This is a genomic window from Amorphoplanes digitatis (genome assembly GCF_014205335.1).
GTDB classification, from domain to species: Bacteria; Actinomycetota; Actinomycetes; order Mycobacteriales; family Micromonosporaceae; genus Actinoplanes; species Actinoplanes digitatus.
This window is the reverse complement of record NZ_JACHNH010000001.1, coordinates 5,838,584-5,864,963: the sequence shown is the minus strand read 5'-3', so window position 1 is coordinate 5,864,963 and position 26,380 is coordinate 5,838,584. Positions and strand designations below refer to the sequence as shown.

The following is a 26,380-nucleotide window of genomic DNA, read 5'->3' as shown; positions in this document are numbered from 1 at the left end:
ACCGGAATCGCGGGCCTGTCCACCATGGACGCGTCTCTATATGCTGCGCCGTGGCGGGGGCCTGAGTCATTGACATTCGTCTTTCCGCCCGTGCGTCGCGAGGGCGTGCGCAACCGAAACACGGGGGAGACGGTTGCCTTGAGATTCCGTATGTCCATTGTGGCCTTAACGGCCTTCGCACTGATCGTTTCCGGTGCTCCGGCGCCCGCCTGGGCGGCGCCGATCGTCACCCGGCCGGTCGCCGAGCTGTTCGGCAGCCGTCCCGGTTACGGCTCCGCCGGTGCCGGGGTGAACACCGCCACCGGCAACTTCACCCGGAACTGGACCGACCTGACCGCCGGGCCGCTCACCTTCCGCCGGACCTACAACTCGCTGAACACCGCCGACAGCCCGCTCGGCGCGGGCTGGAGCACCTCCTACAGCGCACACGTGACCGAGGCGCCGGACGGCTCGGTGGCGTTGCACGACGAGGACGGGCGGGTGCTCACGTTCGCACCCGACGGTGCGGGCGGCTTCCGCACCCCGCAGGATCTCGAGGCGGAGCTCACCCGGGACGCCGGGGGCCTGCTGGTGCTGCGGTACTTCGCCGGGGACGAGCGCAGCTACTTCGACGCCGCCGGGCTGCTCACGCAGCGCACCCGGGAGGGCCAGCGGCTCACCGTGACCCGGGACCCGGATGCCCGGCCGAGCAAGGTCGAACACTCGGCCGGCTACTCGCTGGCCTTCACCTACGACCCGGACGGCCGCCTGTCGAAGGTCGCCGCCGGAGACGGCCGGACGGTCGGTTACGGGTACGCCGAGGACCACACGCTGGCCACGGTGACGGCAACGGACGGCGCGGCCTCGAAGTACGCCTTCGGCTCCGACGGCCTGCTCCGCGAGCTCGAGGACGCCGAGGGGCGGCGGCTGCTCACCAACACCTACGACGACGGGCGGGTGACCCGGCAGGACCTCACCTCCGGCGGGGTCGTCCTGGCCTACGACGCGGAGGCCGGTACCACCACCGCGACCGCCACCACCGACCGGGCCGTCACCACCTACCAGCACGACGCGGCCGGCCGGCTGATCCGGGTGACCGACCCGGCCGGCAACTCGGCGGTACAGACGTTCGACGCCAACGGCCGGCTGACCGGGGTCACCACCCCCGGCGGCCGGCAGACCGCGGTCGGCTACGACGGACACGGCAACGTGATCCGGTCCGAGTTCGGCGGCGCGGTCAGTACGTTCGGGTACGACGCGCAGGACCGCCTGGTCACGCTCACCGAACCGGGACAGAGCGTGCTGCGGCTGGCGTACTCCAGCGTCAGCCGGGTCCCGTCCGAGATCACCGCGCCGGACGGCTCGGTGACCCGGGCGACCGTGACGGACGGGCTGATCACCGAGAGCATCGACCCGGCCGGGGCGAAGACCACCTACGCGTACGACGAGGGCCGCCGGCTGTCCGCGGTCACCGACCCGCTGGACGGGGTCACCAGGTACGAGTACGACGACGCGGGCCGGCGAACCGGCACCGTGTCCCCGCTGGGCCGGGCCGCGCGCGACAAGCTGGACCCGGCCGGCCGGATCACCGAGCGGGTCGAGCCGTCCGGCGCCACCACGAAGTACGGGTACTCGGCCGCCGGGCTGCTACAGACCACCACCGACCCGGTCGGCGCGGTGTACCGCAACGAGTACAACGGCGCCGGCCGGCTGACCGCCACCCTCGACCCGCTGGACCGGCGTACCCGCTACACCCACGACGACGACGGCCGGACGGCCACCGTGACCGACTCGGCCGGCGGGGTGTCCACCTTCGGCTACGACACGCTCGGCCGGCGCAACGCGGTGACCTACCCGGACGGGACGGTCACCCGGTACACCTACGACGCGGACGGCCAGGTGACCGAGGTCGCCGAGCCGGCCGGCACCTCGGTCACCGGACACGACGCCCGGGGCAACGTGACGAGCACGACCGACGCGCTGGGCCGGGTCACCAGGTACGAGTTCGACGTCGCGAACCGGCAAATCTCCAAGACCGACCCGACCGGCGCGGTGTGGCGCACCACGTACGACGTGATGGGCCGCACCGCGACCGAGACAGACCCGACCGGCGCCGTCACCCGGTACGAGTACGACACCGCGGGCCGGCTGGCCGCGGTGATCGACCCGAAGGGCAACCGGACCCAGTACCGCTACGACGCCGCCGGCCGGCAGACGCAGATCATCGACGCGCTCGGCGGCGTGGTGAGGTACGCGTACGACGCGGACGGGCGGCGGATCTCCGAGACCACCCCGGCCGGGCTGGTCACCAGGTACAAGTACGACGCCGACGGGCACGTCACGCAGATCACCGACCCGCGCGGCGGCGTGCACAAGTTCCGGTTCTCCGACCGCGGCGAGGAGATCGCCCAGGTCCGGCCGGACGGCGCGGTGCACGAGCTGAAGTACGACGCGGCCGGGCAGTTGGTCACCACCATCGACGCCAACGGCGGCAGGACGAGGTACACCTACGACGGCGGCGGCCGGCTGATCACGCTGACCGACGCGAAGGGCGCCAAGCGGACGTTCGGCCGGGACGCCAACGGGCGCGAGAGGTCGTTCACCGACCCGCTGGGCCGCGTCACGAAGCGCGAGTACGACACGTCCGGGCGGCTGTCCGCGGTGACCGATCCGGCCGGCGGCACGTCCCGCTGGGAGTACAACGCGATCGGCGACGTGACCCGGAAGATCGGCACCGACGGCACCGCGGTCAGCTTCGCCTACGACGGCGCCCGCCGGCGTACCGCGATGACCGACACGGCCGGCACCACCGCGTACGCGTACGACGCCGCGGGCCGGCTGCTCAGCGCCACCGGGCCGGACGGCGGCAAGCTGACCATGGCGTACGACCCGGCCGGCAACCAGACGTCGCTCCAGTACCCGGGCGGCGGCCGGACCACCTTCCGGTACAACGCGAACAACCAGCTCGTCTCGCTCGATTCGGCGGCCGGGCGTGCGACGTACACGCTGGACGCCGACGGCCGGCTGGTCACCGAGAAGCTGCCGGACAAGTGGGAACGCCGGTACGGCTACACCGGCGACATGCTGACCCGGTACCAGGAGCTGCGGGACGGGCGGTACACCCGGGACACCCGGCTGACCCGGGACTCGGACGGCCTGATCACCGCGCAGGTCGACGGTGACGACGTGCTGGAGTACCGGTACGACGCCGGCGACCAGCTGACCGCGGTCCGCGGCGACGACGGCGACGTGCTGACCGCCGAGTACGACGAGGTGGGCAACCGGACCTCGATCACCCGGGCCGGCAAGACCACCACGCTCGCCTACGACGCCGCCGACCAGCTGCTCTCGGCGACGACCGGCACCCGCAAGGTGACCTACGCGTACGACGCGGTCGGCCGGCAGACCGGGGAGTCGGACGGCAAGCGGGCGCGCACCATCGCGTACGACGGATTCGGTCTTCCGGCCGTCTCCACCACCACCGAGGGCAAGCTGACCGAGACGGTGATCTCCGCCTACGACGGCGACTCTCTGCTCACCAAGGTCACGTCGAGCACCCGCTACGACGGCCACCTGACCGAGACCCGGCCGACGACCACGGCGTACCGCTGGAGCGTCACCGACGAACTGCCGCAGATCCTCAGCCAGCGGGTCACCGGCGGCGGCGGGCACGACGCCGCCGCGACCACCTCCTGCACGCCGGATGCCGACTTCATCTACGGGTACGGCCGGGCGCTGGCCGACTCCCGGTGCGGTGACGCGGTGTTCTCCAAGGACGTGTTCGGCTCCACCCTGCGCACCGACGCCACCGAGGACTGGGCGCAGGCGTCCGGGTACGACCCGTTCGGCCGCCCGAAGGACGACCGGCACGGCGCCTCGCCGGCCTTCGGCTACCGGGGCGAACTGGCACAGGGCTCCGAGGTCTACCTGCGGGCCCGTACCTACGACAGCGGCACCGGACGGTTCACCACCCGGGACCCGCTGTCCACCCGGGTCGGGCAGACCGACATCGTCACCCCGTACGGGTACGCCAACAACAGCCCGCAGGACTACGTCGACCCGACCGGCGAGTTCGCGATCGGCCTGTTCGGCGGCTTCCTGTCGCAGTTCCTGGACGCGCTGATCGCGGCGCTCAACCAGGCCCGCTGGGACTGCCCGGACGCGGGGAACAGCCCGGACCAGCACACCAAGTGCTTCCAGGGCGTGCCGTTGCAGACCCGGGGCGGATACAAGGGCGTGGAGTGGGCGCTGAACGGCGCGGAAGGGCCGCTGTCCGAGCTCTGGTACGACAAGCACAAGCAGGAGTACGCGGCCCGCGCGTTCGTCGTGAACTACCTGAGCGAGGAGCGGGACAACATCTTCGAGGAGCTGTGGGACATCTTCGACAAGGGCCTGAACGAGAACGTCGACTGGGAGGTCGGGCCCCGCTCCGGCGGCATGACCCAGCGCCCGGACGGCTCGTGGTTCTTCCCCACCGCACACTGGATCGACCTGGTCACCGACGAGAAGGAGATCTACGAGGTCAAGATCTACGACAACGGCAAGCGCGTCGGTGAGGTCAACGACCAGCTCACCCGCTACCTCGGCTACGGCCACAACGAGTGGGGCATCAGCTGGGAACTCGGCACCGAGCTGACCGACTGGGCCGACGGTTTCGAGGTGAGCCGCAACTACGGCTTCCTCGGGCTGCGCCGGGAGAGCGCGGACGTCGTGGTCTGGGGCGCCGACGCCGGCCACGTGTACTTCGACGTGGAGGACAATGTGGACGACTCGGCGCGCGCGAAGATCAAGGCCAAGAAGAAGGGCAAGTGGAAGAACGGCGGCAAGGGCCCCAAGCTTCCGCCACGCCGGCGCTGACCGGCCAGGGGTGCGGCCGCGACCTGCGGTCGCACCCCGGCCCGCGGATCAAGGGGAGGGCGCGTTGACGGTGTCACCGGAGATCGCCGCGGCGCTGATGCCGGACGCCACGATCACCTTGCAGGTACGCACCCCGACCCCGGCGTCGGCCCGCACCGCGGTGGAGGCCTTCGCGGACGGCCTGCGCGGCCGCGACCCGGGCCTGGTGGACGCGTCGGGTGCCTGGCTCGGACCCAAGTACGTCGGCCCGGTCGTGCCGCTGCCGGACGGCCCGGCCCTGACGATCGACGTCGGCCAGATGCCGGACTCCCTGCGCGACGGCCTACCCGCGCGGCTGGCGGGACTCCTGGCCGACGCCGGGGTGACGGCGGCGGAGATCATCATTCCCCCCAACGACATGGCCCGGTACCTGGGACTGCGCTCGCTGCGGTCGGCGGCAAGGGCGTTGATCCGGGGACCGGCGGGCGCGGGCTGGCAGCTCACCGCCGCCGAGGAATGGTTCGGCGCGACGCCCCCGCGCGGCCTGGTGCTCTCCACACCGGTGGAGGTCCCGGCGGGAAAGGTGGCCGCGACGCTGGCGCCGATGCTGGCCGCCGAGACCACGGTCATCTTGATCGCCGGCGCCGACCCGGTCGAGTCGGCGGTGGCCGCCGAGGGCTTCGGCCGGGGCGAACTGGCCCTCATGCACGCCGGCCCGGGCTGGCCCGCCGGAATGCGCCGCCAGCGAGACCTGGCCCGCCGTTTCGCCGGCCGGGTCGACTGGGCCGGCGTGACCGCCGACGCAGACGCCGACCGCCTGCTCACCACCGGCTGGTGGGACCCGGCCCGCCCATCCGCGGAATGGCTCGCCGACGCACTGGTCCCGGACGCGATGTGGTTCCAGGTCCTCTCACCCGGCCACATCAACCGCCTCGGCGAACCACCGGAAGGCGCGGAAGACCTGGGCGAAGGCCGCCACGGCCTGACCATCGGCGACCCGGAACAGTGGCTACCGACCCACCCGGACAGCCCCACCGTCCGAGCCCGCGCCCGAGCCCTCCTGGCCGCCTGCCTCTCCACCCCCACAGCCGTAGCAGAACTGAACCGCACCCGCCGCTGAACCCGTCACGCCTGCCACTGGCCGAGGCTGATGACGGTTCGCTCGTTCAGTCCCTGTGGTTGGCTACCCAGTCGAGGAGCAGGGCGAGGAATCGGTCCGGTTGTTCCAGCGACGGCAGGTGGGCTACGTCCGGCCAGTCGACGCGGCGAACCTGGGTAAGCCCTGCGCACACCCGGTCTGCGGAGTCTCGGGTCGTGGCGAGGTCGTGACCGCCAACCAGCACCAGCGTCGGCGCTTTGATCTCGTCCAGCCGATCCAACGCAGGCGGATTCAGCTCGACCTCGTCGACGTCTGCCCAGGACGCGGTCGCCTCGAACGCCCGGCGCTGCATGCGTCGTACGACATCCTGGAATCCGGGGTCGACCTGCGAAGCGTCCCGGCGCGGACCGACGACCCAAGAGGCGATGTTGGCTTCGACGGCGGCATCGATGTCGCCAACGGCGAGCGCGCTCTTCTCTGCGTCGAAGAAGGCCTTGAGGTCGTCGGTCAGTTCGGCTAGCAGGCTGCCGCCCGGTGGGCACAGCAGAAGGGATTGAACGAGCTGCGGCGCCGTCAGCGTCACCTCGAATGCGACACCGGCGCCCAACGACGAGCCCACGAGGTGGCATCGCCCGACGCCGAGGTGCGAAAGCGTCGAGAGGACGTCATCGACGTGCGACAGTGACCCTTGCGGGGCAGCCGTCGACTCCCCGAAGCCGCGTAGATCAAGCCGCACGACATCGTGTTCGCTGCCGAGGACGTCCCACTGGGGATCCCACATTCTGCGGTCGGCGACACCAGCATGGATCAGGACGATCGGCAGACCGTTGGTGCCCACAGTGTGGTCGTAGGCGATTCCGAGCGGAGTGATGGCCACAGGTCTCCTAGGGGCGGGCTAAGTCGTTGTGGACCTCAGGAGTGTTGATCTTACTAAGGCTGCCGGGCCTCTGGTGGCAGGCGCTAATTTGGGCAACCCCCTCCTGGACCGGCTCGATCCTGCGGATGGGCGCAGGCTGCTGGAGCTGGGTTGCCGGCTCGTCTGGGCGACGACGTGGATGGGGGAGGCGAACGAAGTCATCTCTCCCAGGCTCGGGCTCCCGGAGTTACCCGTCGTCGATTTCCCCGATGCCGACGACCTGCCGGAGCGCGGGCTGCACTGGAAGACGAGTTTCCTCACCCGGTGGGCCGCCGGTCGCCCGTTCGTCTGGATCGACGACGAGGCGACCGACGCCGACCGGCGGTGGGTGACGAGGAACCATCCGGGGAGGGCTCTGGTGCATCGCGTCGACCCGCTCGTCGGCCTAACCGACGCGGATTTCTCGGTGATTCGTAGATGGCTCGCCGGCCGTCACGAGTAGAGGCTCAGGCCCGCTTCGGTGAAGGCGGCGCGGACGTCGGCGGGGGTTTCGGTGAAGTGTGCCCAGCTGTCGATGTGGGCCGGGACCACCGTCGGCCCGCCCAGGATGCGGGTCGCCTCCACCATGCCCGCTGCGTCGAGCGTCAGGTTGACGTCGCCCACCAGCGGGGTGCGGGCCGCGCCGCCGAACAGGATCGCCAGGTCGATCGACGGGAAGCGGGCGGCGATCTCCCGTACCACCCGCAGCGAGGCGTTGTCGCCGCTCACGTACACGGTCGGCAGGCCCTCGCCGTGCAGGACGAAGCCGGTGACCTTGCCGGTCAGGTGTTCGGTGCCGTCCGGGCCGTGCTGGGCCGGCACCGCGGTCGCCGTCACGCCGCCGCCCAGGTCGGTGCTCTCCCACGGCGACAGTCCGCGCACCGGCGGGCCCATCCGCTCGGCCGCGCCCGGGGTGCTCAGCACCAGCGGCACGGTCGTGGTGAACTCGCGGCCGCTGTTGTCGAGGTTGTCGGGGTGCTCGTCGTGCGAGAGCAGCACCACGTCGACCTTGCCGGCCTCCGAGGGCTTGCCGGCCGGCGGCGCGGTCTTTGTCAGCTTGCGGTTCCCGATCGGGTAGTCGCCGGGCTCGTCGAAGGTGGGGTCGGTCAGGAAGGTGAGGCCGCCGAAAGTGAACGAGACGGTGGGGCCGCCGAACGAGCGGATCGCGAAGGTCATGCCCCCATCCTGCGGACTCGGCCCGGGCCGCGGCAGTGGCTGGAAAGACATGCTGCGATAGATTCAAGCCATGACCCGCATACCCACCGTCGTCGGCGTGATCGTCGGCGACAACGCCCCGATCCTCGAGGTCGCGGTGGCGCCGCGCGTGTTCGAGACGAACCACGGCGGGCCGGAGTTCGACGTGCGCGTCGCCGGTGAGCGCGACGGGCCGCTGCGCACGACCGCCGGGATCACGATCACCCCGCCATGCGAGCTGGCGGCGCTCGAGGAGGCCGCGATCGTCATCGTGCCCGGCTGGCGGGCGCCCGGCGGCGCGCCGACCCGGCCGGAGATCCTCGATCTGCTCCGCCGCGCGCACGGGGACGGCGCGACGGTGGTCGGGCTCTGCCTCGGCGCGTTCGTGCTCGGCGAGGCCGGCCTGCTCGACGGACGGCGCGCCACCACACACTGGCAGTGCCTGGACGAGCTGCGCCGGCGCCACCCCGGCATCGAGGTCGTCGACGACGTGCTCTACGTCGACGAGGGCAGCATCGTCACCAGCGCCGGGAGCGCCGCCGGGCTCGACGCCTGCCTGCACCTGCTGCGGCGCGAGTACGGCCCGGCGGTGGCCAACGCGGCGGCCCGCGCGCTTGTCGTCGCGCCGCACCGCGCCGGCGGCCAGACCCAGTTCGTCGACCGGCCGGTCCCGCATCTCCCGGCCGGCGACGCGGTCGCCGACGCCATGCGGCACGCCCTGGGCCACCTCGACGACCCGGCCCTGGACATCGGCGGGCTCGCCGCCGCGGCACACGTCAGCCGGCGCACGTTCGACCGCCGCTTCCGCGAGGCGGCCGGCTGCTCGCCCCTGCAATGGCTGCTGCACCAGCGGGTGTTGCAGGCGCAGGACCTGCTGTCGTCCACCGCGCTGCCGGTCGACGCGGTGGCCCGGGCCAGCGGGTTCGCCGACGGCGTGGCGATGCGCCCGCACTTCCGCCGCATCGTCGGCGTCCCGCCGCAGTCCTATCGGGCGAGCTTCCGGGCCGAGTGACCGGCGGGACCTCCTAGGCCGGCACGGAGGGCAGGCCGGCGAGTGCGGCCTTGACGGCCTGTTCGGAGAGCTCGTGGTCCTCCATGTCATTGGCCAGGAAGCGCCCGTACGCGGGCAGGTCCAGGTGGCCGTGCCCGCACAGCGCGGTGAGGATGACCTTCTCCTCGCCGGTCTCCTTGCAGCGCAGCGCCTCCTCGACGCAGGCGGCGAGCGCGTGCGTCGGCTCGGGCGCGGGGATGATGCCCTCGCTGCGGGCGAACCGCACGCCCGCCTCGAAGCACTCCCGCTGCGTCTTGGCGACGGCCTCGATCAGGCCGAGCTCGTACACGTGTGAGAGCAGCGGCGACATGCCGTGGTAGCGCAGGCCGCCGGCGTGGATCGGGTGGGGAATGAAGTCGTGGCCCAGCGTGTGCATCTTCATCAGGGGCGTCATCCCGGCGGTGTCGCCGAAGTCGTACGCGTAGGTGCCCTTGGTCAACGACGGGCAGGAGGCCGGCTCGACCGCGCGGATCGTCGGCGACATCCGCCCGGCGAGCTTCTCGCGCAGGAACGGGAACGCGAGGCCGGCGAAGTTCGAGCCGCCGCCGGTGCAGCCGACGATCACGTCGGGTGCGGCGCCGACCTTGGCCAGCTGGAGCAGCGCCTCCTCGCCGATGATGGTCTGGTGCAGCAGCACGTGGTTGAGCACGCTGCCCAGCGCGTAGTGGGTGTCCGGATGATGCGCGGCCACCTCGACGGCCTCGCTGATCGCGATGCCGAGAGACCCGGGCGAGCCCGGGTCGGTCGCGAGGATCGCGCGCCCGGCCTCGGTGAGCTCCGACGGCGACGGATGGACGGTCGCACCGAAGGTCTCGATCATGATTTTCCGGTACGGCTTCTGGTCGTAAGACGCGCGCACCTGCCAGATCTCGCACTCGAGGCCGAACTGTGCGGCGGCGAACGCCAGGGCCGTGCCCCACTGGCCCGCGCCGGTCTCCGTGGTGAGGCGGCGGACCCCGGCGGCCGCGTTGTAGAACGCCTGCGGCACCGCGGTGTTGGGCTTGTGCGACCCGGCCGGCGAGACACCCTCGTACTTGTAATAGATCTTCGCGGGGGTGCCGAGCGCCTTCTCGAGCCGGCGCGCCCGGAACAGCGGCGACGGACGCCAGAGGCGATAGACGTCGAGCACCTCCTCCGGAATGTCCACGTAGCGCTCCGCGGTCATCTCCTGCTCGATGAGGGCCATCGGGAACAGCGGCGCGAGGTCGTCCGGCCCGATCGGCTGGAGCGTGCCGGGGTGCAGCACCGGCGGTGGCGGTGAGGGCAGATCGGGCACGATGTTGTACCAGCGGCGCGGCATCTCCGATTCGGACAGCAAGATCTTGGTGGCGTTGTCGGCATCAGTCATGGCCCGATCATCGGGCCGCGAGCGGGCGCCACGCCAGGAGCGCCACGCCGTTTCGCTCAGGTCTCCTCCCACACGCTCCACCGTGTACAGCCCGCTCCGGAGCGGGCTGTACGGCAGGGCTCAGATCATCACTCTCAGTCGTCGCGGCGATACGGGATCGTTCCGGCGTGAAATCGCGTGCGCCCACGCCCTACAGTGTGCGAACCCAGAGTCGAGGAGCGCGTCATGACCGAGCCGCCACCCGAGCAACAACACCAGACGGACCCGGCGCGACCCGCGGCGCCCGGCCCGCACGGTGACGCCGCCGCAGCACCCGTACCGGCACCACAACTGCTGGTCATGTCCCCGAACGACGCCATACCGTCGATGCCCTGGCCAGGACCGGACGGAGCGCCGGCCTGGGCGATCCCCGTCCAGGTTCCATCTGGTACGCGGGGATACGCGCTGTTCATACCCATGCTCCCGGTGCAGGCGCCCGCACCGGACGGCGCCGGCGTACCGGATCCCGCATCGGTGGCCGTCGCCGAGGCCGGGCCGGTACTCACTGTCAGTCACCCGGCTCCCGTCAAGCCCGACGCCGCCCCGATCGAATCGGGCGAATCCGACCGGGTCGAGGCGAGCGAGCCTCCGCCGCCGGTCGCCCCGGCCCCGGCCGCACCCACCGGCGGGCAGGTCCGGCCCACCCGGAACACCCCGCACCCTCCGCCGCAGGCTGTACCGCTCGTCGCGTACACCCGGTATCAGCCGCCGCCCTCGCGGTGGCAGAAGTTCCGCGAGAAGCACTGGCCCGGCCCGGCGAAGGCCGAGGGCCGGGCCGTGCCGGCCGCCGTGCTCGCCGCGGCGCTCGGCTTCGTGCTCTTCGTGCCGCTGAACCGGACCGGCATCGGCTGGTTCCTCGGCTGGCTCGTGCTGACGGCGGGCGTCGTGGCCGCGGTCCGGCGCACCGCGAACCTGTCGCGCACCGAGGTGTGGATCCGGTCCGGGTGGGCCGCGGCGGCGCTCGCCCTGCTCCTGGTCCTCACCTTCCGCAACGCGTGGTGGCTGGTGACCTTCAGCGTCATCGGCGCGCTCGGATGCGCGGCGCTGGCCATCGTGGGCGGCCAGCGCGTCCGGTCGATCCTGTTCAGCCTCGTGGCGGCGCCGTACGCCGCGTTCAAGGGCATCCCGTGGGTGCGCAGGCACCTGCGGGCGAGCCGCAACCCGGGAATCGCGCGGCGGGTCGTCTTCTCGGTCGCACTCACCGCCGTGGTGCTGTTCGTCTTCGGCGCGCTGCTGTCCTCGGCCGACGTCGCGTTCTCGACACTGCTCGACAAGGCCGTGCCTACCTTCCACGGCGGCTCGATCTTCAAATGGATCTTCCTGGCCGTGGTCGGCGGCCTGATCGCCGTGGCCGGCACCTACACGCTGTCGGCGCCGCCGGCGACCGGAAGCCTGGACACCGAGGGCCGGGGCCGGTTCGGCCTGGTCGAGTGGGCGCCGGCCGCCTCGGCGCTGGTCCTGCTCTTCGCCGGGTTCGTGGCGGTGCAGTTCACCGTGCTGTTCGGCGGGGACCGGCACGTGCTGAAGACGTCCGGACTCAGCTACGCGGAGTACGCCCGCAGCGGCTTCTGGCAGCTCGTCGCCGTGACGCTGCTGTCGCTGGCCCTGCTCGCCGCCCTCGCCCGCTGGGCCCGCCGGGACGAGCCGCTGGAGCGGATGCTGCTGCGCGTCCTGCTCGGACTGCTCTGCGGGCTGAGCGTCGTCATCGTGGTGTCGGCGCTGTCGCGGATGTGGGCGTACCAGAGGGTCTACAGCTTCACCGGCGAGCGCATCTTCGTGATGTCCTCCGAGCTGCTGCTCGGCGTCGTCTTCATCCTGATCGCGGCGGCCGGCGTCAAGTGGCGGGGCGGGTGGATCCCGGGCGCCACCGTCGGTCTCGCCGTGCTCATGCTGCTCGGCCTAGCGGTCCTGGACCCCGAGGGGTACGCGGCCAGCCGCAACGCCGTCCGTTACGAGCACACCGGCAAGATCGACGCCTGGTACCTGCGTGCCCTGTCCGCCGACGCGACGCCGGCGCTGACCCGCCTGCCCGACCCGGTACGCCGCTGCACGCTGAGCTGGATCGCCGACGACCTCAAGGAGCCCGACCCATGGTACGCGTGGAACCTCGGCCGTTCGCGGGCCCGGGCGGCACTGGAGCGCCTCGGCCCGGGCGCGGTCGGCACGCACGCCGACTGCCGCGCCGCCGACCAGTACGACCTGCCCAAGAAACGGCGCTGACGCGCTAAGAGCCCGGCGCCACCCCGGTGGCGCCGGGCTCGACGCATCCCACCCGCGCGAGGAGCTGGAACACCAGCTCGGGGTCCTGCACGTGCGCGTTGTGCGCGACGCCGGCCAGCGTGACCGCCGGGACGCCCAGCGCGGCAAGCTGCTCGTCGGTGTTCATCGGATCGCCGGCGCCGCGGGCCAGCACCACTGGGGCCGGGCACCCGGCCAGCAGCCCCGGCATGTCCGGCCGGCCCACGCCGAAGGCCGCCGGGTCGAGCGCCAGGCTCCACCGGCCGTCCCGCGACACCAGCCCCGCGGTTACCGCCGGGTCGCCGGCCGTGAGCAGGCCGTCCAGCCCGGCCACCCGCAGGTAGCGGGCGGCGGCCTCGTCCCGCGACGGGAACCACGCCCGGGGCCGAAGTGCCATGGCCTGAGCCCGCCGCAGGTCCTCGTCGCTCCACGCGACCTTGATGCCGAGCCCGATGACGCCGCGCACCTCCGCCGGCCGCCGCGCGGCCAGCGCCAGCGCGACCACCCCGCCCAGCGAATGCCCGAGCACGACCGCGGGCACGTCCGGCGTGATCAGCCCGGCCACCGAGTCGGCCAGGCCGTCGAACGTGTACGCCGCCGGCGGCGCCGAGCCGCCGTGACCCGGCAGGTCCGGCGCGATCCACCGGCCCGGCCAGTGCCGCCGCAGTGGAGCCGACCAGCCGCTCCACACGTCACCTGTCGCGCCGAGCCCGTGCAACAGCACCAGGACCGGCCCGTCGCCACCGCCACCCTCGAGAACGCGCAGCTCAGCCGTCATCCGGGCAGTCTGCCACAGGCGAGGTCACGCGTTTACCGCCGCGCTGCCGCGGCGCTACCGCTCATCTCCACTCAGCTGGCCCGACGGGCGCCAGCAGTGGTTCGTCGTGGGCACCGACTTCCAGGTCTACACCAACCACCAGAACGCGAACGGCACGTGGTCCGGCTGGTATCCGCTCGGCGGCGAGGCGTACGCCAAGATCTGGATCAACGGCACCACGTTCACCAACTCCCATATCGACATCAACACCATCGGCAGCGACGGCGGCTGGTGGGCGCGCGAGTGGAGCGCGTCGGACGGCTGGAAGAACTGGCGCCGCGTCGGCAACGCGCCCACCACCTCGATCACCGTCGGCGGATACCGCGGTGCCCGTATCCGCGAGTACGAGCCCACCTATGTCACGTGGCCCGACGGGCGCCAGCAGGTGTTCGTCGTGGGCACCGACTTCCAGGCCTACACCATCCACCAGGACGCGAACGGCACCTGGTCCGGCTGGTACCCCCTCGGCCCCAACCCCGGCGACGTCCGCAGCCAGGTCGTGGTCGACGGCCCGACGGCCGCGTCGTTCATCAGGATCCGCGTCGTCGGCCTGTACAAGGACATGTTCTTCCGGACCTGGACCCCGAGCGGCGGCTGGAGCAACTGGGCGGTGTGGCCGGGCAGCACCTGGTGAGCCGCGGCTGAGGCGTCGGCGCGTGGCACCCGTGCCGGCCATCGTCGAGCGTCAATCATGACCGGAGCGCGGCCCAGCCGAGTGCGGCCAGCGCCGCGGTGGAGGTCAGCGTCCGGAGCACGTTCCAGCGCACCCAGGCGGTCTCGAAGGCGGCGCGTACGGCGGCGAGGTCCGCGTCCGTCGTCGCGGCGGCCTTGCCGAGCGCGTTGTTGAGCGGAACGTTGCCCAGGACGGTGACCGCCACCGTGGCGACGCTCAGCGCCAGGCCGGCGATCAGCCACGGCCGGGCCGCCGGCGTGCCAGTCGCGACGGCGGCCGCCGCCAGAACCGGCGCGCCCAGGAACGTGAGCATGAAGACCGGGTTGACGATGGCCTGGTTCACGTGGCTCAGCGTGGTCACGAACGTGTGGTCGTCGGCCCGGGCGAGGCCGGGCATCACACCGCAGGCCCACACGTAGTAGGTGCCGGCCTGGAGGCCGGCGGCGACGATGGCGGTCACGAGCAGCGGGGTGCGAAGGGTTTCGGTCATGCCTCAACCCTCGCCGCGGGCGCGGGCCGAGGCCATCGCCGTGACGCGCGGCGGCATATGCGACCGTCTCGTTTAGTCTTCGAGACGTGGACGGACTCTCCGCGCTGCTCGAAGGTCCCCGCGCACGCGGCGCCTTCCTGGTGCGCTGCCTGATGGCGGCGCCGTGGGCGATCCGGATGGAGGACGAGGTCCCGATCAGCCTGACCGCCGTCGTACGCGGCACGGCATGGGCGCGCCCCGACGGGCGGCCACCGCTGGAGCTGACCGCCGGCGATGTCGTGGTCGCGATCGGCCGGGAACCCTGGACGCTCGCGGACCGCGTCACCACGCCCGTGACGGTGACCATCCGGCCCGGCCAGCAGTGCTACGCCCCCGACGGGCGCGGCCTGAGCGAGGAGTACGACCTCGGCGTGCGCAGCTGGGGCAACAGCCTCGCCGGCGAGACGGTGCTGCTCAGCGGCTCGTACCTGGTCGACGGCGAGGTCAGCGGGCGGCTGCTGCGCGCGCTGCCGACGCTCGTCGTCGTCACCGAGAAGGAGCTCGGCTCGCCGCTGCTCCCGCTGCTGGCGACCGAGATCGTCCGCGACGACCCCGGACAGAACGCCGTCCTGGACCGGCTGCTCGACCTGCTGCTCATCGCCGTACTGCGTACCTGGTTCTCGCGGCCCGAGGCCGCCGCGCCGGGCTGGTATGCCGCACAGGGCGACCCGGTCGTCGGGCCCGCGCTGCGCCGGCTCCAGGCCGACCCGGGCCTGCCCTGGACCGTCGCCACCCTGGCCGGCACGGCGGCCGTGTCACGCGCGACCTTCGCCCGCCGCTTCACCGAGACGGTCGGCGAACCGCCCATGACGTTTCTGACCGGCTGGCGACTCGCGCTCGCCGCCGACCTGCTCACCGATCCCGCCCTGACCCTGGAGGCGATCGCCCGCCGGGTCGGCTACAGCACGGCCTTCGCCCTCAGCTCCGCGTTCAAACGCCAGTACGGCGTCAGCCCGCGCGAGTACCGCCCCTGACCGCGCTCACATGTGGATCGGTGCGGGCGTCGTACGCGAGCATGGCCGGCGCCCGCCACCGCCGCCCCGGTCAACGCGGCGGCGACCAGGACCAGCCGTCCGTGCCGGTGCACCCGGGAGTACCAGCCGCTGGTCAGCGACACCAGGAGGCTGCCGACCGCGCCGGCGGAGTACAGCAGCCCGAGCGCCCGGTCGGCGTCCAGGTCGTCGGCGAGGAACGGGAAGATGGCGGTGGGGAAGGCGAACACCGATCAGGCCGGCCAGCGCCGGGCCGAGGATGGCGCCGACCGTGTACCGGATCGACAGCAGGGCGCTGGCGGCCGGTAGCTGGTCGTGGCGGACGATCTGCGGTGTCAGCGCGTCCAGCGACGGCCGCTGGAGGCCGTCGAAGACGGCGGTCAGCCCGGCGACCATGTAGAGCACCCAGAGCCTCGATGCGGGATCCGGCAGCAGCGCGTTCACCAGCAGCACGATGCTGAGCAGCGCGAGCTTCATCTCGGACCCGATGATCAACCGGCGGCGGCTCATGGCGTCGGCCAGCACGCCACCCCACAGCCCGAACACGATCGCCGGCACCAGCTCCACCAGGCCGACGAGGCCGACCGCCAGAAACGAACCGGTCAGCTGCTTGATCTGCAAGGGGACCGCGACAGACGGTTGCTCCCGCCGGCTGAGGTTGACTGCCTGGCTACGCTCCAGCCTGTCGAGTGATCCATGCTTTGTCAGGAGGCGCCGGTATGTCTACCCGTACGGTCTCGGTGCTGGCCCTTGGGGCCGCCCTCGCATTCAGCGCCTCCGCGTGCAGCGACGCCGGCGACGGGACGGCCGCGGGTGGCCCGGCCGCCACCGCCGCGCCTACCGCGGCCGCGCCGGCGCCGACCACCACTGCCGCCGCGCCGGCGCCGACCGCGACCGGGGCGGCGCCGACCACGACGGCGCCGGCGGGCGGATCTACCACCACGACCGGACCGGCCGCGCCGGCGACCGGTCGGGCCTGTCCGGTGACCGCGGCGACGCTGCTCGCGGCGATGCGGGCCGACAAGTCCGGCGGCAGCCAGCTCGCGCGGGGCGCGACGCTGGGCAGGCCGGTGTGCCACGCCGGCTACGTCCTCGTCAAGAAGACGTCACCCAAGGACGCGAACGGCAAACCCGTGGCCGACGACGAGACCGCACGTTTCGTGTACGAGTCAGGGTCGTGGGAGTACCGGGGCGCCTCCACCGCCGACTTCTGCATCGGCATGCCCGGCGCCATCCGAAACTACTTCCGGAGCCACTACGCCGGGGGTTGCGGGGGCTGACGCGCTCGGCCTGTGCCCGTACGGTGGTCCGATGTCGACGGTGATGTCCTGGCTCAACGAGCCTCCGCGGTGGTCCGATGAGGACGGTGTTATCCGGGCCCGCACGGGCCCGAAGACGGACTTCTGGCGCCGGACGTTCTACGGCTACGTCACCGACAACGGGCACTTCTACCACCGCCCGGTGACCGGTGACTTCACCGCCGAGGTGGTGGTGTCGGCCGGGCACGCGGCCCTGTTCGATCAGGCCGGCCTGATGCTGCGCGCCGACGAGCGCAACTGGCTGAAGACGGGGCTGGAGGTCACCTCCGGCGCGGTGCAGCTCAGCACCGTGCTCACCCGCGACGACCACTCCGACCTGTCCGTGGTCCCGCTGCCCGGCGGCGGCGAGCGGCCGCTGCGGCTGACCCGGTTCGGCTCTGCGGTGTGTGTGCACCGCGGCGCGGCGGACGGGTCCTGGCAGCTGGTCCGGCTCGGTCATCTGGCGCTGCCGGAGACGATCGACGTCGGCGTCATGTGCTGCTCCCCGGAGCGGGAGGGGCTGGAGGTCGCGTTCCGCGACCTCCGGATCGGTGAGCCGATCCCGCGCGAGGGCCTCGAGTGAACCCCGGCTTCGGCTGACGTCCGGCGAATGCTGTTCCTCGTCCGGCACGCCATGCCCGTTCTCGATCCCGAAGTCCCACCGGAACAATGGGAGCTCGATGCCGCGGGGCGGCGAGGCGCTGAATCGCTCAGACACGTCATCCCGTCGGACGCCGTACTCGTCTCCAGCGAGGAGCCGAAAGCGCGCCAGACGCTGGAGCGGACCGGACACGTGTGCACCGACATCCGCTTCAACGAAGTCGTCCGTGACGAGCCCTTCCACGGAGACTTCCGAGGACGCAGGCGTGCCTACCTGGCCGGCGCCGACCACACCGGGTGGGAACCACGCGAGCGGGTCGTCGAACGAATCGACGCCGGGATCAAGCATTGGCGCACGCGCGCGGCCGCCCGATCGCTGGTCGTCGCCACCCACGGCATGGCCATGACCCTGTGGCTGGCCACCGTTGTCGACCTCGCCGACCCCACCGACTTCTGGGCCGACCTTCGCCTTCCGGACGTATTCGAGGTCGACCTGGCAGCCCGAACCCTGAACCGCGTCGACTCGGGCCGGCTCTTCCAGGTCCGTTGACGACGAACCCGGCTCGGCTCTGTCCGGGCGTCAGATGACCGTCGGGGCGGTCTGGCCCGGTGCGGGTTCGGCGGCTGCGCGCAGGTCCCGCAGCCGTCGGGCGGCGACGAGCGCCAACATCGCGCCGGTGACGATCAGCGCCGCGCACTGGACGGCGCCGATCGTGACGGTCAGGGCGATGTCGGCGGTCCCGGCGAAGAGGAGGCCGTGCACCAGCGTGATCACCCGCAGGATGAGCACCGGCGGGACGAGCAGCGCCAGCGCCAGCGGCCATACCGGCATCCGGCGAGGCCGGCGGTGCTCGATGCTCAGGTGCACCACGGCGGCGCCGGTCAGACCGGCGCACCAGAGGCTGGGCCTGTCGGCGAGGATCAGGAGCGGGAGCAGTCGTTCCTCGTCGACGTGGGGCTGGACGGCCAGGACGATGGCGGTGGCCGCCATGACGGCCACGACGCCGACCGGCAGCGCGATCAGCCACGGCCGGGCACGCACGCGTGGTGCGTCCGGTCCGAAGGCGGCCATGGCGAACAGGGGCAGGGCCGCGAAGAGCAGCCAGTACACCTGTGTCGGGGTGACCGCGCCCGGGCCGTCGGTCATACCGATGACACTTTTGATCATCACGGGAATGAAGGCGATGACGGCCAGGATGCGGGCCGCGCGATGATGGCCGTGCACCGCCGACAGGTACGGCGGGAGCCACAGCACGGCGGTGAGACTCCACAGTGCCGCCCAGAGGCTGCCGAACAGCGGCGTGCCGCCGGTCAGCGGAATGACGCCATCCAGTTGATTGAAGGTCCAGATCGAGTACACCACGCCGACCAGCGCGCCGATCGCGTGGGCGAGCAGGCCGACCAGCGCGACGCGCCGCACCGCCTCACCCCAGACGAACGGGCGGGGGGCGGCGCCGGTCCCACCCAGGCGCACCCGCAGCGCCAGGGCCGCGACGCTGGCCGTCTCGGCGAAGCTCGGCCTGCCGATCTCCACACCCTCGGCGTCGTCGGGTGCGGCGGCGTAGGCGGCCTGCATGAACGAGGCGACCATGTCCTCCTCCCACGCCTGCCGGTAGTCGGATGGCAGCATCCGCAGAACCAGCCGATACCGGTCCTCCAACAGACTGCTCATCACAGACCTCCCGTTGTGGCGGGGCGATGTGCCGCCAGCCGTTGAGTGGCGGCCTCGGCGTTCGCGGCCTGCCGGGTCGCCTCTGTGGTCAGCACGTCAAGACCGCGGTCGGTGAGCCGGTAGTAGCGGCGCAGCCGGCCCTGGTGCGGCTCCTCCCGGTCCAGCTCGACCAGACCGTCGGTGACCAGCCTGTCGAGGACCCCGTAGAGCGTGCCGATCTTCAGACGGACCCGGCCGCCGGACAGATCGGCGACCTCGCCGACGATGCCGTAGCCGTGCCGGGGAGCGTCGATCAGCGCGGTGAGGATGAAGAACGCCGGTTCGGTCATCGCCCTGGCTGCCATGTCCACAATATACTGCAAGGCAAGATATCCTGCACCCCTCAAGCCGGGCCGCGGATTGATCGGCATATTCCATCAATCGCTTGACAGCATCGGCTCAGTTGAGCCCGTCCGATGCGACGCACCGATCATGACGACGTCCCGCACGTCCGCGGCGCGGATGGTGGCCAGACATGCCTGGATCGCCCAACGGCGGCTGCCGACCGACACCTCGAACACCGCCTCCCAGCTGCTCTCCAGCGCATCCAACAGCGCCGGCTCCGGGCCTGCGGCCAGTCGCTTGTGCCAGTCGGCGCCCCACGCGGCGTCCCAGTCGGCATCAAAGGAGTCAAGGTCGTCAACCGACAGGTCAGGTGGCCACAGTGGCGAATTGTTGAGCACGGTGTGCCACTCGTCGTATCGGGACAACAGGACCCGCGAGGCAGGCACTCGCAGGGTCAGAAGTACCTCGCCGGGCGCGTGGCGTGCGGTCCACCGAGCCTGCCTGACGAGCTCGTGCCGCGTGGTCCGGGCCCAGGCCCACAGCGGCATCGCATCCGGCCCATGTCCGTCCTGCCCGGCCTCCGAAACGCGCCGGCGTAGCTGACGAGACATCCAGCCGTACGGGCCGGCGTACCCCGGATAATCGATCATGGCGACGTTGGTCGGGCCCCGAAGGACCCCATCGCGCCGCAGCACCCGGTACGCGGCATTCGACTGGAACGTGTGCAGCAACAGTGACCGCGCCGACAGGTCGTATCCGATCCGTCCCGCCGGCACCGCCGACCGCCAGTCGACGACCACAGGGTCAACCGGAAGGGACTCCACGGTTCGGATCAGGTCGCCCATGTGCTCACCCGTGAAGGCCGGTCATCGTGCGGCCCGGCTTCGACCCGTTCGCAGCGGACGCCAGGTGCTTGGTGATCTCTTCTGCCATGGCCCGGACCGTACGGCCGGGGTCCGACAGGAAACGCCGCAAATTCGAACATCAAGGCATCAACCGTACGCGTCAAAGAGCCAATTCATCCCCTCGGTCGCCGGTGCCCGACGATGGGCTTGGCCGCCGGGGCTTCTCGCGGAAATGGCGCCCTCGAACGACCGATACGACTGGGGCCTGTCCTGCCGATCATGACGGCGCAGGCCGTCATGATCGGCAGGACAGGCCCCAGTCCTCACGGACGCCCACCGTGCGCCTCAACGGCCTGGAGGCGCCACTCGATCCTTGGTGCCGAGCACGCCGATGGCTCACCCGCCGAGATTCAGCACTCGTCCGTAGCCGATCCGGTGGTACGCGTCCGGTTCGAGCGTGCCGATCACGCAGCGGTGGTGCAGCGCGAGCAGTGCCGTGTGCATGACGTCGAGACGTTCTCCGGTGTTCAGCTGCGTGATGACGTCGACCTGCCGGAACGTCAGTGGCGGCACGTCGATCACCGCCTGCGATTCCGGTGTTTCGTCCGCCGGCCGGTGCCGCAGCATCCGGTGGAGCCGCCGATCGGCGCCGCGGACGGCGGCCAGTTGGTCCGCGATGTGCAGGTACGCGAGGGGCGACACGATGACCTGGCATGAGCTGTCCGCGACCGCGTCGATCAGCGCCGCGCCGACGGTCCGGTTGTCGAGGCGGGCGAACGAGAGCAGCACGCTGCCGTCGATGACGAAGTTCGGCCAGGGCGTCGCCGGGTCCCGGTAGTCGGCGAAGGCGAGCCGGCTGATGTCCGCGAGCAGCGGTGCGTACTCCTTCGGTTGTGGATCCGCCTGACGGTTCTCCCGCAGGTGGGTCAGCAGCATCTGGTAGATGCCGTCGAACCCTGCGCCTGCCTGCTGGTACTGGCCGAGGATGTGTGCGGAGGCGAACTCACGGTGCGAAGGCTGTTGATCCACGACGGAAGACCCTAGACCGGCGGCCTCGTTCGATCAAATGTACGAAATGGCAGTTCAGGGCCCCGGCGCTGCAGGTCAGTGCGCTGCCCGGTGGTCCGCAAGGTTGCCGCGATGGGGGAGAACCGATCTTTTGGAAGGATCGGAGACGCGGCAGAGAACCCGAAGATTCGGGCGGGTGCAGGCCATGGCGTCTCACCCGCGGGGTTCGCCCACGGCGACATCGTCGGCGCCGGGCTCGGCCCCGACGATGATGGTCGCGACGACCTCGTCAACCGCGGACTCGTCAGGCAGCCCGCCGAGTTCTCCTGCGAACAGCAGATGACCGGTGCCGATGAGCGCGTGCGCCAAGGCGGCCGGCGCCGCGCCGGCGACGATGCGTCCGGCCCGCTGCTCGGCCAGCAGATACTCCGTAAGGGTGTTGACCGCCTCGGCGAGCATCGGAATCCCCGGTCGGGTCCCCGCCTGGAGTCGCGCGCGGAGCTGATCGCGGGAGAGTACGAGTCGGACAAGCGCCAGCCCGAGCGGGTCGAACAGCCGGAACAGCGTTGCCGAAAGGTTCCGGATCACGGTTGCGCTGCCGGCCCGATCAACCAGGTCGACCGACATGGAGTTGACGGCGACGATTCGCTCCCGGACGAGCGAGGCAAGGAAGTCGTCGAAGTCGGCGAAGTGCCGGTGCAGGACGCCCTTCGCGACACCGGCCTCATCGGTGACGGTGCGGCTCGTGAGACCCGCCGGCCCGTCACGAAGCAGCACTCGTTCGCCGGCGGCGAGAAGCTGAGAGCGTGCGTCGCGCAGTGCTACTCCGGTGGGCATTCGCGTTCCGTCCATTGTGAATGGGCATGCGCCCACTATAGTGGGCGCATGGTCACTCTATCTTCTCCTGACCCTCCGGCCGACGACGCCGCGCACCGCCACCCCGAGATCGCGCAGGCATTCGGATCGGATGCCGAAAAATACGACCGCGCCCGCCCCCGATATCCGGCTGCGCTCATCGACGCCGTCATCGAGCGGCTGCCCGGCCGTGCGATTCTCGATGTCGGGATCGGCACCGGCATCTCGGCCGAGCCGTTCCGAGACCGTGGACTCGCGGTGCTCGGCGTCGAGCCTGATCCGAGGATGGCGGCTGTCGCACGCGCGAAGGGCTTCATCGTCGAGGCCGCCCGATTCGAGGATTGGGACTCGGCCGGGCGCACCTTCGATGGCGTCGTCGCCGGGCAGACCTGGCATTGGGTCGATCCGGTCGCAGGCGCGGCGAAGTCCGGCAACGTGCTGCACCCCGGTGGCCGGCTTGCGCTCTTCTGGAACGCGGTAGTCCCGAAACCGGAGCTCGCCGCCGAGTTCGCGAACGTCTTCGCATCCCTCGACACGGGCCTGCCGTTCAATCCATGGACCGCCGCACCAGACGCTGACCCCTACGGCTCGATCATCGAGAAGGCGGCCGACGGTCTGCGCGTGACCGGCAGATTCGGCACGGTGGAGCGCTTGGCCTTCGATTGGCAGTCCACGATCGGGCGCGACGCCTGGCTTGAGCAGACCTCGACCGCCGGCGGCATCAACCGTCTTCCGAAGGACAAGCTCGACGTACTCCTCCGGGGGATTGGGGCGGCGATAGACGCAGCCGGCGGGTCACTCGAAATCGAGTACACGACGGTCGCCGTGATCGCCGAGCGACTACCTGACCGATGAGCGCACGGACGGCGCTACCGCGCCGCCACCCTTCAGTGGGGCTCGAGTACGTGCAGGAGTGTGCCGGCTGGTGTGGTGGTGGGCCGGTCGCTGACCTGGCCGTCGCCGAGCTCGATGACCCGCCAGACGCCGTCACTGCGGCGCGCCAGGTCGACGGTGACAAAGGGCAGGTCAAGCGCCCCAACCGGATCCTCGAGCGCGGCGACGGGCAGGTCGGCCGGCGGAGCCTGATCCGGGCTGTCCGGATGGGCCGTGGCCATCCGGAAGGTCCCGTTGACCCACCACGTGCGGGCCTCCGCGCCGGTGAACTCCTCGAAGCGCCGCAGGACGAAACCGCCGGTGAAATCGTCGCCGCGCAACTCGTGAAGTCGCCGGGCCACGGCCCAGGCAGCGTCCGCGTCGGCGAGCTCCGGAATATACGTCGCCTCATGCCAGTAGTGCTTCATCGACTTCACGTAATCACGCACCACCGCAGGCCCCGCACCAAGCGTCGCGCTAGCCTTGTCGAAACCGTCCCGGCCCGCCCCGACGGTCCAGGCCGACGCCGGTGTGAACGCTGCGAGAGCGGGATACCAGCCCGGCAGCTCATGAGCGCGCCGGTACTGCTCGGCACTGGTCCGCAAGGTGATGCCGCGGGCGGCGAGGGCCACGGCGAATCCGGCATAGGCGGTGGCGGTAAGCATCCAGCCGCGATAGACGGCCAAGCCCTCATCCCCGGCCAGCCGGGTCACGGCCCGGTCGGCGTCGTCGGCAGCGAGCGCGTCGTGGTCGACCAGCCCGACGCAACGCCCCGCGGCGCGGGCAGCGTCAGCCTCGGCCGCGAAGTGCTCATCGACGCGCCGGGGATTCAGTACGTCACTCGGTACAAGCAGCATGAGTAGGCATCTCCCGAGCAGTACTCGTCGCGTGTCGCTGGCGGAGATCAAGTGTGCCTCGGCGGCGATCGCCTATCCCCAGCCAGGGCACGAACAGCTGCCGTTGGCCTGGTAGCACACCGGCGGGCCCCGCGGGCGGGCCGCGTCGCACAACGTTGCCTGTCGGGATCGCGACCGGTGCGGGCCCTAGGTTCGCTGCGGCGGTTCCGCGATTCTTTATCGGTGCCATTCGATGAAGATCGCCGGCGGCGGCCGGTCCTGTTGCCCCTGTTGGGCGTCGCCGCTCTCGCCGCCGGCGCCTGGTATGTCGCGCACCAGAAGGAGCCGCTCAGCACCGCCGATCAGATGGCCAGCGTGGCGGGCCTGCTGGTCGCCCTCGTCATGCTGGCCCTGACGCTCGTCGACCGTCGCTCGGCATCCGCCGCGGGCGATGCCTCTCTGGACGCGGCGGCGGACGCCCTCGCCGAGCGCACCCTCGCGCAATGGCTGCCGGAAGCGGCCGTGCACGATCTCGATCCGGCCCATCCGATCCCGGTGACCTGGGAGTGGGATCCGAAACTGTCCCGCTCGCGCAACGACCTCGGTGTCAAGCAGCCGCCGCCGGCCCAGGGCGTCGTCGACCGGCTCTACGAACAGGTCTACGACGTGCTTCCCCGCTCGACGCTGCTGGTCCTGCTCGGCGAGAAGGGCACCGGTAAGTCGGCCGCGATGCTGCTGCTCCTGATCGAGGCGCTCCGGGACCGCCAGGCGCGCGGCGACACTCCGCAACGCCCTCCCGTTCCGGTCTGGATCACAGTGGGTGGGTGGAACCCGGATGCGCGACCGCTGCGGGAACTGGCGGCGGAAGCCCTCGTGTGGATGCTGCCGGCGCTGGGCAACGACAAGAACTTCGGGCCACGTGCGGCGCAGCGGCTTGTCGAACGGGGCGCGGTCGCGCTGTTCCTCGACGGCCTCGACGAGATGCCCGACGGTCTGCGCGCCAAGGCGATGGCGGCGACGGCCCGGGAGGTACGCGGGGGACTGCGCGCGGTGGTGACGACCCGCCCGGACGGGTACGCCCGGCCGAAGAAGGCCGGCAGCAGGGTGCCGGCCCCCGTGGTGTTGCGGCTGCGGCAGCTGAACGCCGACGCCGTCGCCGACTACGTGGCCCGGCGGCACGCCGGCGACGAGGAGGAGGCCTGGACACAGGTGGGCGAGCAGTTGCGCGACCACCCGGACGGCGCCCTGGCGACCGCCCTGAACACGCCGCTGTTCGTGTCGCTGGCGCTGGCCGCCTACGCGTCGCCGTTGCCGGCCCGCCACGATCCCCGCGACCTGCTGAAGGCGAGCACCGACACGGAGATCCGCGACGAGGTCATCGAGCTCTTCCTGCACCGCGCCTACCCCGACGACTCCGGCGAACTGGCGCGTCAGGAGTCGCACCGGCGCGCCACCAGCGACAGGCGCCGGTGGCGGCGTTCCAGGCGGCGTCAGGAGCGTGAGCGCCGCCGCGGCCTGGCCCTGCTGGAGTGGACCGCCTTCCACCTGAAGGACAACTCGGACCTGCGCTGGTGGAAGATCCCGTTCTGGGTGTCGCCGGACGAGATGGCCCGCGTGTGCACGGTCGCCGCGGGGGTTCTGGTCAGCACCGTCGCGCTCGTCGGGGACCTGGCCGTGCGTGGCGCGCCGACGGTCATGACCTTGGGCGCCTGGATGTTCGCGCTGGGTGCCGGTGGCGCCTTCGGTGGCCTGGCCTTCAACCGCTTCGAACGGGTACGGGCCGTGCCGTCCGGCCTGCGGATCCGGTGGCCGGACCGGGCCGAGGCCCGCCACGTCCTGAATCAGGCCCTGACCGCGGGGCTTCCGTTCGGGATCGGCATGGGCCTGGGCCGTGGTGTGGCGGCCGGCGTGACCGTGGGGGCGGGCTTCTTCCTGTTCGGCCTCTTCGGCGGCGACTTCGGTCCCCGCGACCGTGGCCTGCTCGCCGTCTGGTCCCGCCCCCTCGTCGACTCGCCGACGTTGACGCCCGTCAGCAGCTACCGCTCCGACCTGCTGCGGACCGGGCTCGTCGTGGCCGTCGCCGTGTTCGCCGTGTCGGGTTTCCTCGCGCTGTGCGGCCAGTTCGACGGCGAGAGCGACTACGGGGTCCGGGTCGGGCCGGGGCTCGGCCTGCTGATCGGCCTGTGGTTGTCCGCCGGCCCGGCCGTCCTGCTGCTGCTCGCCCCGCTCGCGGCACGCCGCAGTGGTGCGGGACGCCGGTCGGCGGCCGGGCTGCTGCACGCCGCGCACGACCTGAAGGTGCTCCGGCAGGCCGGGATGGTGTATCAGTTCCGGCACCGCGAACTGCAGACCCATCTGGCCCGCCGCTACCAGGTCTGA

At 71.5% G+C, this 26,380-nt stretch carries 24 protein-coding genes; 12 read left to right on the top strand and 12 right to left on the bottom strand.

Features of this window, described 5'->3' with window-relative positions:
• Window positions 1-150: 150 nt before the first annotated feature.
• Both BJ971_RS25760 and BJ971_RS25755 read left to right on the top strand, forming a co-directional pair.
• On the top strand, window positions 151-4,836 hold the full coding sequence (locus BJ971_RS25760; protein WP_184995781.1) for a DUF6531 domain-containing protein: 4,686 nt from the start codon (window positions 151-153) through the stop codon (window positions 4,834-4,836).
• Between the two features lie 64 nt (window positions 4,837-4,900).
• Window positions 4,901-5,935 (top strand): hypothetical protein, encoded by a 1,035-nt coding sequence (locus BJ971_RS25755; protein ID WP_184995780.1) that lies wholly within the window; start codon window positions 4,901-4,903, stop codon window positions 5,933-5,935.
• A 46-nt stretch (window positions 5,936-5,981) separates the two neighbouring features.
• Here the strand turns inward: BJ971_RS25755 and BJ971_RS25750 are convergent, their stop codons facing one another.
• On the bottom strand, window positions 5,982-6,791 hold the full coding sequence (locus BJ971_RS25750) for an alpha/beta fold hydrolase (RefSeq protein WP_184995779.1): 810 nt from the start codon (window positions 6,789-6,791) through the stop codon (window positions 5,982-5,984).
• 70 nt (window positions 6,792-6,861) lie between these two features.
• Here BJ971_RS25750 and BJ971_RS25745 point away from each other — a divergent pair, with 70 nt between their 5' ends.
• Window positions 6,862-7,272: an HAD domain-containing protein gene (locus BJ971_RS25745; RefSeq protein WP_377884879.1), complete on the top strand. Its 411-nt coding sequence runs from the start codon at window positions 6,862-6,864 to the stop codon at window positions 7,270-7,272.
• Here BJ971_RS25745 and BJ971_RS25740 read toward each other — a convergent pair.
• Entirely contained in the window at window positions 7,263-7,985 is a 723-nt protein-coding gene (locus tag BJ971_RS25740) for an MBL fold metallo-hydrolase (protein WP_184995777.1), read from the bottom strand. The genes BJ971_RS25745 and BJ971_RS25740 overlap by 10 nt on opposite strands.
• Window positions 7,986-8,055: 70 nt before the next feature.
• On the opposite strand from BJ971_RS25740, the gene BJ971_RS25735 reads away from it, so the two are divergent.
• On the top strand, window positions 8,056-9,015 hold the full coding sequence (locus tag BJ971_RS25735; protein ID WP_184995776.1) for a GlxA family transcriptional regulator: 960 nt from the start codon (window positions 8,056-8,058) through the stop codon (window positions 9,013-9,015).
• Between the two features lie 13 nt (window positions 9,016-9,028).
• On the opposite strand, the gene BJ971_RS25730 is transcribed toward BJ971_RS25735, so the two are convergent.
• Complete coding sequence (locus BJ971_RS25730; RefSeq protein ID WP_184995775.1) at window positions 9,029-10,402, bottom strand: TrpB-like pyridoxal phosphate-dependent enzyme; 1,374 nt, start codon at window positions 10,400-10,402, stop codon at window positions 9,029-9,031.
• 225 nt (window positions 10,403-10,627) lie between these two features.
• Here BJ971_RS25730 and BJ971_RS25725 point away from each other — a divergent pair, with 225 nt between their 5' ends.
• The gene (locus BJ971_RS25725) at window positions 10,628-12,661 is read left to right on the top strand and encodes a DUF4153 domain-containing protein (protein ID WP_184995774.1); all 2,034 of its coding nucleotides are present in this window, start codon (window positions 10,628-10,630) and stop codon (window positions 12,659-12,661) included.
• A gap of 4 nt (window positions 12,662-12,665) precedes the next feature.
• Here the strand turns inward: BJ971_RS25725 and BJ971_RS25720 are convergent, their stop codons facing one another.
• Window positions 12,666-13,457, bottom strand: a complete 792-nt coding sequence (locus tag BJ971_RS25720; protein WP_184995773.1) for an alpha/beta fold hydrolase — start codon at window positions 13,455-13,457, stop codon at window positions 12,666-12,668.
• On the opposite strand from BJ971_RS25720, the gene BJ971_RS25715 reads away from it, so the two are divergent.
• On the top strand, window positions 13,456-14,130 hold the full coding sequence (locus tag BJ971_RS25715; RefSeq protein ID WP_465252409.1) for a DUF8189 domain-containing protein: 675 nt from the start codon (window positions 13,456-13,458) through the stop codon (window positions 14,128-14,130). The two genes, BJ971_RS25720 and BJ971_RS25715, sit on opposite strands and share 2 nt — an antisense overlap.
• A gap of 55 nt (window positions 14,131-14,185) precedes the next feature.
• On the opposite strand, the gene BJ971_RS25710 is transcribed toward BJ971_RS25715, so the two are convergent.
• Window positions 14,186-14,659 carry an anthrone oxygenase family protein gene (locus BJ971_RS25710; protein ID WP_184995771.1) on the bottom strand — a complete coding sequence of 158 codons (474 nt, stop codon included), beginning with the start codon at window positions 14,657-14,659 and terminating at the stop codon, window positions 14,186-14,188.
• A gap of 86 nt (window positions 14,660-14,745) precedes the next feature.
• On the opposite strand from BJ971_RS25710, the gene BJ971_RS25705 reads away from it, so the two are divergent.
• Window positions 14,746-15,672 (top strand): AraC family transcriptional regulator, encoded by a 927-nt coding sequence (locus BJ971_RS25705; protein ID WP_184995770.1) that lies wholly within the window; start codon window positions 14,746-14,748, stop codon window positions 15,670-15,672.
• 6 nt (window positions 15,673-15,678) lie between these two features.
• Here BJ971_RS25705 and BJ971_RS25700 read toward each other — a convergent pair whose 3' ends face one another.
• The gene (locus BJ971_RS25700) at window positions 15,679-16,371 is read right to left on the bottom strand and encodes an MFS transporter (protein ID WP_369076836.1); all 693 of its coding nucleotides are present in this window, start codon (window positions 16,369-16,371) and stop codon (window positions 15,679-15,681) included.
• 38 nt (window positions 16,372-16,409) lie between these two features.
• Between BJ971_RS25700 and BJ971_RS25695 the strand changes: the two genes are divergently transcribed.
• The 3 genes from BJ971_RS25695 to BJ971_RS25685 are packed head-to-tail and all read left to right on the top strand — an operon-like array spanning window position 16,410 to window position 18,138.
• A complete protein-coding gene (locus BJ971_RS25695; protein ID WP_184995769.1) occupies window positions 16,410-16,970 on the top strand; it encodes a hypothetical protein in 561 nt (186 codons plus the stop codon).
• Between the two features lie 31 nt (window positions 16,971-17,001).
• Window positions 17,002-17,571: a DUF1349 domain-containing protein gene (locus BJ971_RS25690; RefSeq protein ID WP_184995768.1), complete on the top strand. Its 570-nt coding sequence runs from the start codon at window positions 17,002-17,004 to the stop codon at window positions 17,569-17,571.
• A 27-nt stretch (window positions 17,572-17,598) separates the two neighbouring features.
• Window positions 17,599-18,138, top strand: a complete 540-nt coding sequence (locus BJ971_RS25685; RefSeq protein ID WP_184995767.1) for a histidine phosphatase family protein — start codon at window positions 17,599-17,601, stop codon at window positions 18,136-18,138.
• Window positions 18,139-18,168: 30 nt separating this feature from the next.
• Here BJ971_RS25685 and BJ971_RS25680 read toward each other — a convergent pair whose 3' ends face one another.
• The 5 genes from BJ971_RS25680 to BJ971_RS25660 all read right to left on the bottom strand — a co-directional run bounded on the left by BJ971_RS25680 (window position 18,169) and on the right by BJ971_RS25660 (window position 22,274).
• Window positions 18,169-19,260: a hypothetical protein gene (locus BJ971_RS25680; protein ID WP_184995766.1), complete on the bottom strand. Its 1,092-nt coding sequence runs from the start codon at window positions 19,258-19,260 to the stop codon at window positions 18,169-18,171.
• Window positions 19,260-19,604, bottom strand: a complete 345-nt coding sequence (locus BJ971_RS25675; RefSeq protein WP_239087163.1) for a PadR family transcriptional regulator — start codon at window positions 19,602-19,604, stop codon at window positions 19,260-19,262. The genes BJ971_RS25680 and BJ971_RS25675 overlap by 1 nt, the downstream gene beginning before the upstream one ends.
• A 72-nt stretch (window positions 19,605-19,676) precedes the next feature.
• On the bottom strand, window positions 19,677-20,429 hold the full coding sequence (locus BJ971_RS25670; protein WP_184995765.1) for a DUF3841 domain-containing protein: 753 nt from the start codon (window positions 20,427-20,429) through the stop codon (window positions 19,677-19,679).
• A gap of 396 nt (window positions 20,430-20,825) precedes the next feature.
• A complete protein-coding gene (locus BJ971_RS25665) occupies window positions 20,826-21,458 on the bottom strand; it encodes a hypothetical protein (protein ID WP_184995764.1) in 633 nt (210 codons plus the stop codon).
• Between the two features lie 192 nt (window positions 21,459-21,650).
• Entirely contained in the window at window positions 21,651-22,274 is a 624-nt protein-coding gene (locus BJ971_RS25660) for a TetR/AcrR family transcriptional regulator (protein ID WP_184995763.1), read from the bottom strand.
• Between the two features lie 48 nt (window positions 22,275-22,322).
• On the opposite strand from BJ971_RS25660, the gene BJ971_RS25655 reads away from it, so the two are divergent.
• Window positions 22,323-23,147, top strand: a complete 825-nt coding sequence (locus BJ971_RS25655; RefSeq protein ID WP_184995762.1) for a class I SAM-dependent methyltransferase — start codon at window positions 22,323-22,325, stop codon at window positions 23,145-23,147.
• 32 nt (window positions 23,148-23,179) lie between these two features.
• On the opposite strand, the gene BJ971_RS25650 is transcribed toward BJ971_RS25655, so the two are convergent.
• On the bottom strand, window positions 23,180-24,022 hold the full coding sequence (locus tag BJ971_RS25650) for an ATP-grasp domain-containing protein (RefSeq protein ID WP_184995761.1): 843 nt from the start codon (window positions 24,020-24,022) through the stop codon (window positions 23,180-23,182).
• Between the two features lie 222 nt (window positions 24,023-24,244).
• On the opposite strand from BJ971_RS25650, the gene BJ971_RS25645 reads away from it, so the two are divergent.
• Complete coding sequence (locus BJ971_RS25645; RefSeq protein WP_184995760.1) at window positions 24,245-26,380, top strand: NACHT domain-containing protein; 2,136 nt, start codon at window positions 24,245-24,247, stop codon at window positions 26,378-26,380.